We start from the raw sequence: 14479 nt of genomic DNA, 5'->3' as shown, positions 1-14479 counted from the left end.
TCCGCTAGCGTCCAGCCGTTCTTCCGCCGCAGTGGAGCGATCAGCCCCCGCATATAGGCCAGTGCCGACTCACGCGGCTCCGACCTGCTGAAACGGTGCACGAACCGCTCATGCACCACGTCCAGTTCACCCGCCCACAACCTGACATCAGCAAGGTCCCCACCCATAACCACACCAACGACCGGCCTGGCCATCAGTCACGGCAAACACCGTTGCAGTACTAGGTTGAGACGCCTCCCCTCCCTCGTACCCGCCGGTCCCGACCGGCGGCGCAATCGCGATGTGCGGCCGCGCGTACGGGACGGACGATCGTCTCGCGCCCCAGGAGGCTGACATGACGCCAGTCGCGTTCACCGGCAGTGCCGTGAGGCCCGCGCGGGAGGACCTGCCGCGGACGGCGGTACGGCCGCGCCGCCGGAACCACGTCCCCACGCGCACGGCGCCGGCCGGGGCTTCGGCGCACCGGGGCACCGCGCCGGCCGCCCGGGGCGAGGCCGGCGGCAGGAGCGCGCCGCCGCGCCGGGCGGCCGCCCCGCACCGGTACGAGGTGTTCCCCCGGCCGGGCGCCGGCTCGCCCGGGGAACTCCGGCCCACCCTGCGCCGCGGCGGTGATCCGCGGTGAAGACGGACGGCGGAGCACCGCCGGCCTCCCTGATCGGCCGCGGCACCGAACTCCGGGCGGTCGAGGACTTCCTGGACCGGGCGCGTGGATCGGGTGGCGTCATGACGGTCCACGGCGAGCTGGGCATCGGCAAGTCCGCACTGCTGGAGGAGGCCCGCCGAACCGCCCGGGCCGGAGGTTTCGCCGTCCTGCGGATCTGGGGACACCGGACCGGGTCGGATCTGGCCGGCGCCGGCCTCGCCCAGCTGCTGCCGGTCCCCGCCGCCCACGTCGGCGGCCCGACCGCGGTGAGCGTCACGGCCGAGGCGCTCGGCCGGCACACCACCGGGCGGCCCCCGCCGGTGACCCTGGACGACGCGCAGTGGTTCGACGCGCCCTCGCTCGACGCACTGCTCGAGGCCTGTCACGGCGCCCGGCGGAACCCCGTCGCGCTGCTCCCGGCGAGCCGCCCGGCACCCCGCCGCAGCGCATGGCACGCGCCGGATCCCGCGCCGGATCTCGTCCTCGGCCCGCTCACCATGGCCGACGGCGAACGGCTGCTGCGCCGGCACGGCCGGGACCTGCCGCCCCTGCTGACCGAACGCGTCGTGCGCGAGACCGGGGGCAACCCGGCCGGGCTGGTGTCCGTCTCGAGGCTCCTGCAGCGCTCCGCCCCCTCGGCCGACGTGCTGCTCGCCGCGCGGCTGCCGCTCGGCGACGCACTGCACGCACAGCTGATCCAGCTCCTGGACGGCGTACCGCAATCGGTGCGCGACTTCCTGCTGCTGGCCGCGGTGGCGCGAACCGACCGTCCGGAGCTGCTGCGCGAGGCCGCCAGGACCATGGGAACGGCGGACCACGCGCCGGAGGCGGCCGAGGCGCGCGGGCTGCTCCTGCGGGAGGCCGGCAGGGTCCGCTTCGCCCATCCGCTGCTGCGCTCGGCGGTGCACTGGGACGCCTCCTCCGCCCGGCGGCGGCGAGCGCACCTGGCGCTGGCCGGGCTGGACGGGATGAGCGCCTACCAGCGGGCGCTGCGCCGGGCCGCCGCCTCCGCCGACCCGGACGAGGCCACGGCGAGGGAACTGGAGGAAGGCGGGCCGCAGCGGCTCGCCGAGGCCTTCGCGGTCCACGAACCGGCCGCCGACCTCAGCCCGCGGCCGGCGGACCGGGCGCGCAGGCTGGCCGGTGCCGCACGGGCGGCCCAGGCGCGCGATCAGCCGGAGGAACTACGGCGGCTCATGTCACGCGTCACCGCCCTGTCCTCCGAGCCCTGCGAACAGGACCCGGCGACCGCCGCGGCCGTCGCCGCGCTGGACGCGTACCTGGCCTACCGGAGCGACGGGGACCCGGCCCATGCGCTCGATCTGCTCCTGCGGTCCGCCGACGGGCCGGCCTCGCCGTGGCCGCCGCCGTTCCTGCCACTGGCCGCCGTCCTCGCTCCCGGCTTCGGCGAACTGCCCGCGGCGAAAGCGCTGCGTTCCCGGCTGGAGACCCTGGTCCGGGAGAACCAGCAGCGCGAACAGTGTCCTCTCCTGATGTCCGCGCTGTACTGGGCCGACCGCGGAGCCGACGCCGGCAGGGGCCGGGCGCTGCTCGCGACGGCCGGCGCCGCCGCAGGGCGGGGGCGGTTCCCGCTCGATCCGCCCCGGGACGGGGCGCTGGTCTTCCTGGCGACGGTGCTGGACGACCCGCTCGCCGCCGAGCACCTGGGCGGCGCCGTGCTCATGTCGCTGACCGGCGTCGGGCACTTCGGCACCGCCCGGACGGCCCTGGCGCATCTGCAGATCGCTCACTGCCACCTGGGCGACCGGGCGGGCGTGCTGCGGGACGCGGACACCGGCGAGCGCTGGGCCCGCGCGGCGGACGATCCGCGCGCCCTCGGCGGCCTTCCGGTGCGGTGTGGCGCACGTGCGGGCCTGGGGGGCGCGGAGGAGGGACACCGGGCGCTCACGGACGGCATCCTGTCCCTCGCCCTGCCGCGCCGTCTCTCCACGGCGGCGGCCCGTGCCCGCTGGGCGAGAGGGCTGATGGCGCTCGCGCACGGCAGGCCGGAGGACGCGTACGAGGAACTGCGGATGCTGTCGGACCCCGACGGCGACGCGCGGCGCCCGGTGGTGGCGGCCTGGGCGCTGGGCGATCTGGTCGCGGCCGCGGTCGCCTCCGGCCGGGGGGACGGCGTACGGGACCACGTGCGGCGGACGGCCGAGGCCAACCGGCTGCTGCGGTCTGCACCGCTGGAGCATCTGCTGGCCCGGTCGCGGGCGCTGCTGGGCGACGGCGGCGACCCGGAGGAGTCGTTCACCCGGGCGCCGGCCGTGCCGGGGTCCCAGGCGCTGCGGTACGAGCGGGCCCGTAGGCGGCTGGCGTCCGCGGAGGAAGCGGCGGGTCCCGGCGGCGAGTCCGGCCCGGTTCCGGGCGCGGCGCTGTTCGGGCGGGCCGGGCTCGAGGCCGGCGTCGACCGGCTCGTCGGGGTTGGGCTCGGGCGAGTGGGGCGGCGGGCGGCGCAGCTCGGCGCCGGCGCCGTCGCTACGCTCGACACCACGATGAAGAACAATGTGATTCCGCTGGGGGCGAAGGCGGACAAGGCCACCGTCAGACGGCACAACCTGAGTCTGGTGCTGCGGACGGTACACGGCACGGGTGAGGTGACCAGGGCCGGGATCGCCGCGCGTGTCGGTCTCACCCGGGCCGCGGTCTCCTCCCTCGTCGAGCAACTGCTGGGGTACGGCTTCATCACCGAGTGGGGCAAGACGAGCAGCGGCCAGGCGGGCCGGCCGGGCACGGTCCTCAAAGTGGCCCGGACCGGTCCGGCCGGGGTGGGCGTGGAGATCAACGTCGGTCACATCGCCGTCTGCGTCGTCGATCTCGCGGGCACCGATCGCGTCAGGCTGGTGGAGCACTTCGACGGCCGCGGGATGCAGCCGTCGCGGGTACTGGCGCGTGCGGCACGGCTGACGGCGCGCGCGCTCGACTCGGCCGCCGGGCAGGGCTTGGAGCCGGTCGGCGCCCATGTCGCGGTACCGGGTCTGGTCACCGGCGGCACCGTCCGCCAGGCACCCAATCTCGGCTGGAACCGGGTCGCCGTCGAGGGGGTCTTCGCCCAGGCGCTGCTGGCGCTGCGGCCCCTGCGGGCACTCCCGGTCAGCTCCGACAACGAGGCCAACGCGGCCGCGCTGGCGGAGCTGTGGTACGGGGCCGGGACCGAGGGCGCGCGGAGTTTCCTGTACCTGAGCGGCGAGGTCGGCATCGGCGGCGCCCTGGTGGTCAAGGGGGAACTGCTGCGCGGCGCCCATGGATTCGCCGGCGAGATCGGGCACATGGTGGTCGATCCGGACGGGCGGCCGTGCCGCTGCGGGGCCCGGGGCTGCCTGGAACAGTACGCCGGGCAGGCCGCCCTGCTGAGCACGGCCGGCCTCGACGCGGACGCGGGCGCGCCGGGCGTCGCCGAACTGCGGCGGCGGGCGCAGCAGCAGGATCCCTCGGCGCTGGCGGCGATGGAGCGGGCCGGACGGCAGCTGGGAGTGGCGGTGTCGGGCGCGGTCAATCTCTTCGACCCGGACGTGGTGATGCTCGGCGGTGTCTACCGGGAGCTGGTCGAATGGCTCGCTCCCGCTGTCGACCGCGAACTCGCGCGCAGGGTGGTGTCCGGGCTGTGGGGCCAGGACCGGTCCCGGCTGCGGCCGGCCTCCCCGCTGAGCGACGCGGCACGGGGCTCGGCCGGTGTCGTCGTCAGGGAAGTGCTCGCCGATCCGGCGGCGTACGGCGAGCGCGGCGGGAGCGGGCCGCGGCGGACGGCGAGCACGGCCGGGCGGTAGGCGCCGCGGAGCCGGGGGCGGGCCGTTCGACGGCCCACCCCCGCCCCCTCCCGGGAGAACCGGGGTCCTCCCGGGGCCCCGTCAGCCGCGCTGTGCGGCGATCATCGCCTTGTACCAGTGGTAGCTGGCCTTCGGAATGCGCCGCTGGGTGGCGTAATCGACCCGGACGATCCCGAAGCGTTTGGCGTAGCCGAACGCCCACTCGAAGTTGTCCAGCAGCGACCACACGTAATAGCCGCGCACCTCCACGCCGGCGTCCATCGCGGCCCGCAACGCGGTGAGGTGATCACGCAGGTAGGCCACGCGGTCCACGTCGTCGACCGTTCCCCCGGGGCCCGCCTCGTCGTCCTCCGCGGAGCCGTTCTCCGTGATGAAGACCGGCGGCAGCGCGTCCCCGTACCGGTCCTTCAGCTCCACCAGCAGCTCGGTGAAGGAGCCGGGGACGACCGGCCAGTCCATGGCGGTGTGCCGCACCCCGGACAACCGCACCTCCTGGTAGCGGTTGTCCGTGGCCACGCGCCGCGCCGGGTCGTCCTCGCGGTACGGGGCGTCGGCGACGACGATCGGCCGGTAGTAGTTGATCCCGAGGAAGTCCAGCGGCTGGGAGATCAGCTCCAGGTCGCCGTCGCGCCGGAAGTCCTGTCCGGTGATCAGTTCGCCCCAGGTCTCCTCCTCCGTGGCCGGGTAGCGGCCCGCCAGGAGCGGTTCGGTCCACACCAGGTTGTGCTGGGTGTCCGCGCGGACGACGGCCGCCAGGTCGGCGGCGGAGTCGGTGGCCGGCAGGTTGCGGTCGAGGTTGAGGGTGATGCCCACCTCGCGTGCTCCGGCCGCGCGCAGCGCCTGTACGGCCAGGCCGTGGCCGACCAGCAGGTGGTGGGCCGCGGCCAGCGCGCCCCGGCCCTCGCGGGCACCCGGTGCGTGCCGGCCGACGGAATAGCCGAGGAAGGCACTGCACCAGGGCTCGTTGAGGGTGATCCAGCGCGGCACGCGGTCGCTCAGGTGCTCGGCGACGACGGCCGTGTACTCGGCGAACCGCTCCGCCGTCTCCCATGTCCGCCAGCCGCCCCGGTCCTCCAGCGCCTGCGGGAGGTCCCAGTGGTAGAGCGTGGCGGCGGGCTCGATGCCGGCCGAGAGCAGTTCGTCGACCAGCCGGGAGTAGAAGTCCAGCCCCTTGGGGTTCACCGGGCCGGCGCCGTCCGGCACGATGCGCGGCCAGGCGATCGAGAACCGGTACGATCCCACGCCCAGCTCCCGCAGCAGGGCCACGTCCTGCGGATAGCGGTGGTAGTGGTCGCAGGCGACGTCACCGGTGTCGCCGTCGGCCACCAGGCCCGGAGTGTGGCTGTAGGTGTCCCAGATCGACGGACCACGGCCGTCCTCGCGCGCCGCGCCCTCGATCTGGTACGAGGCGGTCGCGGCGCCGAAGACGAAGCCGGGCGGGAAGCTGGGGAAGTCGCTCATGTGGTGGAACTCGTTTCCGGAGTGGGTGTCACTTGACGGATCCGCCGGTGATGCCGGCGGCGATGTACTTCTGGGCGAGGACGAGCAGGACCGCCGCGGGCACCGCGGACAGGACGGACGCGGCCATCACCGAGCCCCAGTCGCCGACGTGCGCGCCGATGTACTGGTAGATGCCGAGCGTGACCGGCTTGACGTCGTCGGTGGTGTTCAGGGTGAGCGCGAACATGAAGTCGCTCCACGAGAACAGGAAGGCGAACAGGCCCGACGTGATCAGCGAGTTGCGGCTCATCGGCAGCACCACCCGCACGAACGTCCGCACCGGCCCGGCGCCGTCCATCTGCGCCGCCTCGATCACCTCACCGGGGATCGACACCATGAAGGACCGCATCAGCACGATCGAGAACGGGATGCCGAGGGAGGCGTCCGCCAGCATCAGGCCGAAGTAGGAGTTGACGAGGCCGAGGTCGACGTACGAGTTGTAGAGCGCGTTGGCGATGACGATGCCCGGCACCATCTGGGTGATCAGTGTGCCGAACACGATCGTCCGCGAGCCGCGCAGGCCGAACCGGGCCAGCCCGTAGGCCGCCGGAGCGGCGATCGCCAGGCAGATGGCGACCGCGCCGAGCGAGACGACCAGCGAGGTCAGCAGATGGCCGCCCTGGTCGTCGAGGGCTTTGGAGAAGCCGGACAGGTCCAGGCTGCCGGGCACCGGGTCGACCTGGAGCAGGCCCGAGGCGGGCTGGAGGGCGGTGTTGAGCATCCAGTACAGCGGAAAGAGCATCACGCACAGGATGAGCGCGCCGGCGAGGGTGGAACCCCAGCGGCGCCTGGATGCCGTGGGCGTGGGAGAGGCCACGGACGTCACTTCCCCTCGGTGCGGTTGGCCCGCAGGTAGAGCACCGCGAACACCGCGGAGACAAGGATGAGTACGTTGCCGACGACCGCGCCCGCACCGAAGTCCAGCTGGACGAAGGAGTTCTGGTAGGTCAGCGTCCCCAGGGTCTGGGTGGCGTCGGCCGGGCCGCCGTCGGTGAGCGCGAGGATCAGGTCGAGGATCTTCACCGTCGACATGAAGCCCAGGACGAGGACGACGGTGATGACCGGTCTGAGCATCGGCAGGGTGATGGAGCGGAAGGTCCGCCAGGCCGAGGCGCCGTCCAGGGAGGCCGCCTCGTACAGCTCCTTCGGGATTTCCTGCAGACCGCCGTAGAGGATGACCATGTTGAACGGGATGCCGATCCAGATGTTGACCAGGATCACCGACAGCAGGGCCATGCCCGGGCTGGTCAGCCAAGGGGTGTGGCCGCCGAGGCCGAGCGCGTCCAGGAAGGAGTTCAGCACGCCCGTGTCCTGGTCGAGAATGCGGCGCCACACGATGCCGGACACCACCATGGGCACCAGCCAGGGCAGCAGGATCAGCGACCGCAGCACGCCGCCCAGGGGGAACCTGCGGGTGAAGAACACCGCGAGCGCGAGGCCGATGCAGAACTGCCCGAGCAGCGAGCCGGCGGTGAACACCAGGGTGTGCCACAGCGCCTTGCCGAACAGGGCGTCCTGGAAGACGTTCGACCAGTTGTCGGCCCCGTTGAAGGGGGCCTCGCCGGTGAAGAAGGTCTTCGGCGTGTAGTGCTGGAAGCTCATCACGACGTTGCGGACGAGCGGGTAGCCGAAGAACAGCAGCATGAAGACGACGGCGGGGGCGACGAACCCCCACTGGGCCAGCCTGCGGCGGCGGCGCAGCCGGTCCGGGCCGGGCGCGGCGGCCTTCCCGGACGCCTTCGCCGGCGCCTGAGCGGTGACGGTGGACGTGGTCATGGTCGCGTACCTCAGTTCCCGCTCGTGGCCCGCTGCTGCGCGCGCTTCAGAGCGGCCTCGCTGGACTGGCCGGTCAGGGCGGACTGGAAGGCGCTCTGCAGGGCGAGCGACACGCCCGACCAGCCGGCGCCGAGCTTGGCGGTGCGGGACCGGGCGGCGGCCACCTGGTCGGCGAGCGCGTCCAGTTCGGGCACCCGCTCGCGCCACACGGCGGCGGCCTTGGCGTTGGCGGGGACCATCCAGCTGTTGAGCGCGTAGGTCAGCTGCTCCTTCTCGCTGGACAGGCAGGCGACGATCCGGCCCGCCGTTCTCTCCCGCTCCTCGTCGCCGGTGTTGGGCACGGTGAGCACGGCGCCGCCCAGCGGGCCGACCGATTCCCCGCCCGCCTCCGGCACCGGGATCTGCGCGATGCCCCAGCGCAGCGACTTCCTGGTGTTGAGCGTCTCCACCTGCCACGGACCGTTGATCATCATCGCCGCGTTGCCGGCCATGAACTGGTCGTTGACGTCCGCCTGGGTCCAGTTGACCGTCGACTTCGACAGCGATCCGTCCGCCAGCAGGGCCTTCCAGTAGTCGAGCGCCTCGACCACCTGCGGGCTGTCCAGCCGGGTCTCGTCACCGCCGTTGGACCACATGAAGGGCGTGAACTGGAAGACGCCGTCCTCCGCGCCGCCCGCGCTGAGCGCCAGCCCGTACTGCTTGCCCCGGGTGAGCTTCTTCGCCGCTTCCCGCAGCTCGTCCCAGGTGGTGGGGACCGCCACGCCGGCCCGGTCGAGGATGTCCTTGTTGTAGAACAGCGCCAGGGTGTTCACGGACCGGGCCGCACCGTAGTACGTCCCCTCGTAGGAACCGAAGTCGACGATGCCCTCGGGTATGTCCCGGGTGCTCAGACCGAGGGTCTCGAGGTCGACCAGGCCGCCCGCCTCGGCGAACGTCGGCATCTCGGAGGCGTCGAACTGGACGATGTCGGGCAGCGACTTCGAGGACGCCATGCGCAGCGCCTTCGTCATCACCTGCGCGGCCGGGACGCTCTGCTGCTCGATGGTGACGCCGAGCTGCTTGCCGCAGCGGGCCATCGCCTGGGCGTCCCAGCGGTGGTAGGTCTCGTCGGTCGAGGAGTTCATCACGGTGTAGACGTCGTTGTCGCGCTGCTGACCGCATCCGGTCAGGGCCGCCCCGACGGCCAGGACGGAGACGGCGGCGAGCGGTGCCACGGCTCTGCGGGAGCGTCCGCGGCGCGCGGCAGCCGGAGTGGGTGCTGTCACGGTGGGTGCCCTTGCATAGGAGGGGGAGATACGGAACGGCTCAGCGGGCGCCATCGGTCCACGGGTCGGTGGCGACCCGGTCGTGCGAGGTCGAGTTGAAGCGCTTCGACATGCTGCGGCCCTTGCTGTCGTGTCGCCCGGCGTCATCGCCGGTCCCTTTGTTTGCTTCGATGACTAATACGTCAATCCCTGACGTCGCGCTAGACCCGTGAGCGTGTTGGATTGGTTGCGCTGCGAAGTGGCACGCAGTGTCTTTCCGGCCATAAGGCCAGCTCGCGGGGTGTGTTGCCGTACTTGACACGCCATAGGCGTGATTTGTTTTGTGTACGATCAAATTCCCGGGCGACAGCCTCCGCAGTCCCCGCCGAACAGTCCCGCTCCCCCCGAGGAAGACCATGAAGTTCACCAACGGGTTCTGGCGCATCCGTGACGGCGTCCAGATCGCGTACGCCACCGAGGTGCGTGATGTGCGCGTCCAATCGAAGCGCTTCACCACCTATGCCGCCGTGCAGAAGGTGACGCGCAGAGGGGACACGCTCAACGCGCCGCTCCTCACCGTCGACTGCTTCTCGCCCGCCGAGGGCGTCATCGGCGTGCGGGTCACCCATCACGCCGGCAAGCTGCGTCCGGGACCGGACTTCACCCTCACGGCCGAGCCCGGCGGCGCGGGCGAGGTGCACCAGGACGGCACCGTCACCCGGCTGACCAGCGGCCCGCTGACCGTACGCCTGGACCGGGCCGCCCCGTGGGCCCTGACCTTCCACGGAGCGGACGGACGGGAGCTGACCCGGGCCGGCCGCAAGGGCACCGCCTTCGCCACCACCGACGACGGCGCGCACCACGTCCTCGCCCAGCTCGCGCTCGGCGTCGGCGAGCAGATCTACGGCCTCGGCGAGCGTTTCACCCCGTTCGTCAAGAACGGCCAGGTCGTCGACATCTGGCAGGCCGACGGCGGCACCAGCAGCGAGCAGGCCTACAAGAACATCCCCTTCTACCTGTCCTCGCGCGGCTACGGCGTCTTCGTCAACCACCCCGGCGCGGTCTCCTTCGAGGTCGGCTCCGAGTCCGTCGGGCAGGTGCAGTTCAGCGTCGAGGACCAGACGATGGAGTACTACGTCGTCGCCGGCCCCACCCCCAAGGACGTCCTCACCCGCTACACCGCCCTCACCGGCCGCCCGGCCCTGCCGCCCGCCTGGTCCTTCGGCCTGTGGCTGACCACGTCCTTCACCACGGACTACGACGAGGCGACCGTGATGTCGTTCGTCGACGGCATGGCCGAGCGCGGCATCCCGCTGTCCGTCTTCCACTTCGACTGCTTCTGGATGCGCGAGTACCAGTGGTGCGACTTCGAGTGGGACCCCGAGGTGTTCCCCGACCCGGAGGGAATGCTCGCCCGGCTGAAGGCCAAGGGGCTGAGGGTCAGCGCGTGGATCAACCCGTACATCGCGCAGAAGTCCCCGCTGTTCGACGAGGCCGCCGCCCTCGGGCACCTGGTGCGCCGGCCGAACGGCGACGTGTGGCAGTGGGACCTGTGGCAGGCCGGCATGGGACTGGTCGACTTCACCAGCCCCGACGCCCGCGCATGGTTCCAGGCGAAGCTGAAGCCGCTGCTGGACCAGGGCGTCGACTGCTTCAAGACGGACTTCGGCGAGCGCGTCCCGACCGACGTCGTCTGGCACGACGGCTCCGATCCGGAGCGGATGCACAACTACTACACCCACCTGTACAACCAGACCGTGTTCGAACTCCTGGAGCGGGAGCGGGGGCGGGGCGAGGCCGTGCTCTTCGCCCGCTCCGCCACCGCGGGCGGCCAGCAGTACCCCGTGCACTGGGGCGGCGACTGCTGGTCCTCCTTCGAGGCCATGGCCGAGTCGCTCCGGGGCGGCCTGTCCCTGTCGCTGAGCGGCTTCGGCTTCTGGAGCCACGACATCGGAGGCTTCGAGGGCACGCCCGACCCGACGGTCTTCAAGCGCTGGCTGGCCTTCGGCATGCTGTCCTCGCACAGTCGTCTGCACGGTTCGTCGTCCTACCGGGTGCCGTGGGAGTTCGGCGAGGAAGCCGTCGACGTCGCCCGGCGGTTCACCCTGCTCAAGCACCGCCTCATGCCCTACCTGTACGGCGCCGCCGTCGAGGCCCACCGCACCGGCGTCCCGGTGATGCGGCCCATGCTCCTGGAGTTCCCGCACGACCCGGCGTGCCGCCCGCTCGACCGCCAGTACATGCTCGGCCCCGACCTCCTGGTCGCCCCGGTGTTCAGCGAGGACGGCGAGGTGGAGGTGTACCTCCCCGAGGGCACCTGGACCCACCTCCTCAGCGGTGAGCAGGTCACCGGCCCCGTGTGGCGCACCGAGCGGCACGGCTACGACAGCCTTCCGCTGTACGTCCGCGAGGGCGCCGTCCTGCCACTGGCCACCGACACGCGGCGGCCCGACGGCGACTGGCTGGACCGTCCGACCCTGCTCGTCCACCCGTCGGCCTCGGCCGACTACACCAGCCGGGTGAGCGTGCCCGACCCGACCGGCGCGCAGGCCGCCGTGTTCCGCGTCCGGCGCGCGGGCGACCTCCTGCACGTCACCGCGGACGGCTTCGACCGGCCCTTCACCGTACGCGTCGCCGGCGGTGCGAGCGCGGAGGGAACGGGCGAGGTGACGGTGGAACTGCGATGAGCGAGCGGCCGCGCGCAGGCGCGCGGCGGCTGTGACCGTGCGCCCGGCCGCTCCCCGCCCCTCACCCCGCGCCCGACAGACCCGAGAGGGGCCGTGTCGTGCTCCCCTCGACCGGCCCGACGTCGGGAACGGCCGGCGGGACGGCCGGGCAGCGAACGAGGGAGGACGCGGTCTGGCTCCGGTGCACCCGCGGCCGCCCGGACGACTCCCGCGGTGTCGTCCGGGCGGCCGCCGCTCAACGACCGTGCCACGGCGAACTTCTCACGAGCGGTGAACTCCGGCCCCGAGCCCAGCGTGGCGCCGGAGCCGCACCCAGTACGGGCGCGGTCTCCCGCAGGAGGCGGGCGAGCAGGCCGCTGCGCGGCAGGCGGTTCTCGAGCACGCCCCGCTCGGGTCCGCGATCAGTTGTGCTCCTCGTCGATGGTGACGGCGACCCCGTCCTCGACCTGGACGACGACAGCGACGCTGCCCTTCTTGGCCGCGGCTTCGAGGTCTTCCTCGGTGCAGGGCGTGACGGTCTCCGCGTCACCGCAGATCCAGCCGGCGCCGTTGATGACGGTGTCGGTGGCGGTGAAGAACGCACGCTCGTCACCGTCGCGGCTGAGGGAGTACTTGCCCGGGGCCATGTACCCGAGCGTGCCGGAGAAGAGCCCCGACCTCTCGCCCTCGCCCATACCGTTGCCGCCGCCGCTGTCGCTGTGGTCCTCGATGATGCTGACAGCCACTCCGTCCTTGACGTCGACCGTCGCTCCGAACCCCTTCTTGGCCGCGGCTTCGAGCTCCTCCTCGGTGCACGGCGTGGCGGCCTGGCCGTTCGCGTCACCGCAGATCTTGCCCGCGCCCTCGATGTCGGTGTCCTCGGAGGTGAAGAACGCCTGCTCCGCGTCGTTCGCGTCCGTGACGGTGTATTTGCCGGGGGCGAGGTAGGAGACCGTGCCGACCCACTTGCCCGACACCACGCCGCTCTTCGAGCCCCTCTCGCCCGACGGGGACTCGCTGCCGGCACCGGTGCCGCTCCCGCCGTCGTCGGACTTCCCCTTGGCGGCCGAGTCCGAGGCCGTGGCCCCGGTCGACTTGCCGCTGTCCTCCGTGTCCCCTCCCTGACAGGCGGTCAGCAGCATCGTCGTGGCCACCAGAGCCGCGGCGGCGAGGACGGACTTGCGGCGGTGTGTGCGAAGCATAGTGGGACTCCCCCTGCTGATGGTGATGTGGCCGGGCCGGACTGGTCATTCCGGCTGGTCTCTGCCTTGCCGATCACCATCCTGAACGGTGCGGCGAGCCCCTGGGAAGCGCGGTTACGGTGCCATGACACTCCTGTCGTGATTAAGGGACACCGTTTCCACGTCCCCGAGCCCATGCGGCACGGCCGCCTCATCCTCGCCGGTGACGCCGCACACATCGTGCCGCCCACCGGCGCCAAGGGCCTCAATGCCGATGATCTGCGTGACCGCGTTCTGGTGCTCTCCCGCCATCCAGCCCTTACTCATGATCTTCTCCCTCGCACAGACACTTGCCCTGGCCGTACTGGGCTGGCAGTTCCTGCGCTATGCGGAGCGGTAACACTGCTCCGCTGCCCGCTTCACGTTCGATTCACCGTCCCGACCGGCAATGCCGAGCGACTTCTCCGCGGAGCTGGACTGCCCGTCATGTAGTTCGGGCCGTGCAGTGAGCTCTTTCCCATCTGTCGGGTTGGAGGGGAGGTCGGGCCGACAGACAGGGGAAGCCCTTGGCAGATGGGTTTTCGATCAGGGAATCCGTCTCCACCAGAGGTTTCGTGTGCTTGTCCACCCGTCGGGCTTCGACGTGTCCGGTTCTGTCCTGCGCTTCCTGTCCGTCAAGCTCCGCCGACGCCGCCAAGAGCTCGGTATCCGCTGGCGGCGCCTGAGCGCCGGCCGGCAGGCCCTGCCCGCTCCTGCCCGTCTCCGCAACGGCCGCCCGTGTGCCCAGCTCGCGGCCGGGTTCGGCATCGGGACCACGACCGCGCACCGGTACATCACCGAAGCCGTCGAGGTCCTGACGGCGCTCGTGCCGACCCTTGCAGAGGCGGTCCGGACAGCGTCGCCGAGGGCGTATCTGCTGGACGGGACCATGCTGCTCGGGGAAGCACAAGAGGCACGGGGTGAACGTGCAGGTCCTCGCCACCCCCCTTCGGCAGGCTGCCGCGGGTCCCGCCGCCCCTGCCCGGCGCCGTCCACGACGTCCGCGCTGCCCGCGGACACGGCATCGCCGACCCCCTCACCGAGGCCGACATCATGTGCTGGGCCGACAAGGGCTACCGGGGTGTCGGCGGCACGGTCCGTACCCCGTGCCGGGGCGGTGGGAAACCCTGTCCACCGGTCAGCAGACGGTGAACCGGTCCCACGCGAAGACCGCGCCCTCGTCGAGCGGGCCGGGGCCACCCTCAAACCCTGGCGGCCCTTCGCGAACTCCGCTGCTCGACCACCCGGATCACCCGCAACCAAGGCGCGAGGAAACGCTTGTCGGGGAAGAAGTGCGCGTGAGCGGTCGAGGCACCGGAGCCGGAGCGTTGAGAGTCAGCCACCCCGGCCGAGCGTGCCTCCAGCCGGTGATCTTGAGGTGGTCGTGGTGTACAGGGCTGTTCCGCTAAAATCGAAAGGAAAGTGTTGAACAGCCATGCTGAAGAGGTTCGCCGCCGTCGGCGCCGCCGCGCTGTCGCTGGCCGTGGCGCTTCCCGCGAGCCCGGCGCACGCGCTGGATCGGGTGAGTTGCCGCTCCGTGAAGTCCGTAATGATCATCAACTACGGTGACCGGGAGCACCCCTGCTTCGCCAGCGCGGGCACGCAGCAGGTGGCCATCTAGCGGTGAACGTGCTGTGGGCGGGCAACAACAAGGTGA

The 14479-nt window shown here is 72.0% G+C and carries 9 protein-coding genes and 4 pseudogenes; 7 read left to right on the top strand and 6 right to left on the bottom strand.

Annotated features, from left to right (window positions below):
* A pseudogene (locus ACIBAI_RS28380) lies at nt 1–167 on the bottom strand (IS701 family transposase); the annotation flags it as partial.
* A 167-nt stretch (nt 168–334) separates the two neighbouring features.
* On the opposite strand from ACIBAI_RS28380, the gene ACIBAI_RS28375 reads away from it, so the two are divergent.
* The 3 genes and pseudogenes from ACIBAI_RS28375 (at nt 335) to ACIBAI_RS28365 (ending at nt 4416) form a co-directional block, all read left to right on the top strand.
* Nucleotides 335–622: a hypothetical protein gene (locus ACIBAI_RS28375; RefSeq protein WP_399038613.1), complete on the top strand. Its 288-nt coding sequence runs from the start codon at nt 335–337 to the stop codon at nt 620–622.
* Nucleotides 619–1041 (top strand): annotated as a pseudogene (locus ACIBAI_RS28370) (ATP-binding protein); the annotation flags it as partial. The gene ACIBAI_RS28375 and the pseudogene ACIBAI_RS28370, both read left to right, overlap by 4 nt.
* Before the next feature lie 2103 nt (nt 1042–3144).
* Entirely contained in the window at nt 3145–4416 is a 1272-nt protein-coding gene (locus ACIBAI_RS28365; RefSeq protein WP_399038615.1) for an ROK family protein, read from the top strand.
* Between the two features lie 81 nt (nt 4417–4497).
* Here the strand turns inward: ACIBAI_RS28365 and ACIBAI_RS28360 are convergent, their stop codons facing one another.
* From ACIBAI_RS28360 to ACIBAI_RS28345, 4 genes are read right to left on the bottom strand one after another with little or no spacing between them, the layout of a single operon-like run.
* Nucleotides 4498–5877: a GH1 family beta-glucosidase gene (locus ACIBAI_RS28360; RefSeq protein ID WP_399038611.1), complete on the bottom strand. Its 1380-nt coding sequence runs from the start codon at nt 5875–5877 to the stop codon at nt 4498–4500.
* A gap of 28 nt (nt 5878–5905) precedes the next feature.
* A complete protein-coding gene (locus ACIBAI_RS28355; protein ID WP_399038609.1) occupies nt 5906–6733 on the bottom strand; it encodes a carbohydrate ABC transporter permease in 828 nt (275 codons plus the stop codon).
* A gap of 5 nt (nt 6734–6738) precedes the next feature.
* A complete protein-coding gene (locus tag ACIBAI_RS28350) occupies nt 6739–7692 on the bottom strand; it encodes a carbohydrate ABC transporter permease (protein WP_399038607.1) in 954 nt (317 codons plus the stop codon).
* 11 nt (nt 7693–7703) lie between these two features.
* Complete coding sequence (locus ACIBAI_RS28345; protein WP_399038606.1) at nt 7704–8957, bottom strand: ABC transporter substrate-binding protein; 1254 nt, start codon at nt 8955–8957, stop codon at nt 7704–7706.
* A 395-nt stretch (nt 8958–9352) separates the two neighbouring features.
* Between ACIBAI_RS28345 and yicI the strand changes: the two genes are divergently transcribed.
* Nucleotides 9353–11623 carry an alpha-xylosidase gene (yicI, locus tag ACIBAI_RS28340; protein WP_399038604.1) on the top strand — a complete coding sequence of 757 codons (2271 nt, stop codon included), beginning with the start codon at nt 9353–9355 and terminating at the stop codon, nt 11621–11623.
* Between the two features lie 401 nt (nt 11624–12024).
* On the opposite strand, the gene ACIBAI_RS28335 is transcribed toward yicI, so the two are convergent.
* Nucleotides 12025–12804 (bottom strand): hypothetical protein, encoded by a 780-nt coding sequence (locus ACIBAI_RS28335; RefSeq protein ID WP_399038602.1) that lies wholly within the window; start codon nt 12802–12804, stop codon nt 12025–12027.
* 153 nt (nt 12805–12957) lie between these two features.
* Between ACIBAI_RS28335 and ACIBAI_RS28330 the strand changes: the two are divergent.
* The 3 genes and pseudogenes from ACIBAI_RS28330 to ACIBAI_RS28320 form a co-directional block, all read left to right on the top strand.
* Nucleotides 12958–13053, top strand: a pseudogene (locus tag ACIBAI_RS28330) (FAD-dependent monooxygenase); the annotation flags it as partial.
* Between the two features lie 346 nt (nt 13054–13399).
* Nucleotides 13400–14124, top strand: a pseudogene (locus ACIBAI_RS28325) (transposase family protein).
* Between the two features lie 133 nt (nt 14125–14257).
* Nucleotides 14258–14443, top strand: coding sequence for a hypothetical protein (locus ACIBAI_RS28320; protein WP_399038600.1), 186 nt, complete (start codon nt 14258–14260; stop codon nt 14441–14443).
* Nucleotides 14444–14479 lie beyond the last annotated feature (36 nt).

The sequence above is a fragment of the Streptomyces sp. NPDC051041 genome (assembly GCF_044456065.1).
GTDB classification, from domain to species: Bacteria; Actinomycetota; Actinomycetes; order Streptomycetales; family Streptomycetaceae; genus Streptomyces; species Streptomyces glaucus.
This window is presented reverse-complemented; position numbering and strand designations above follow the sequence as displayed.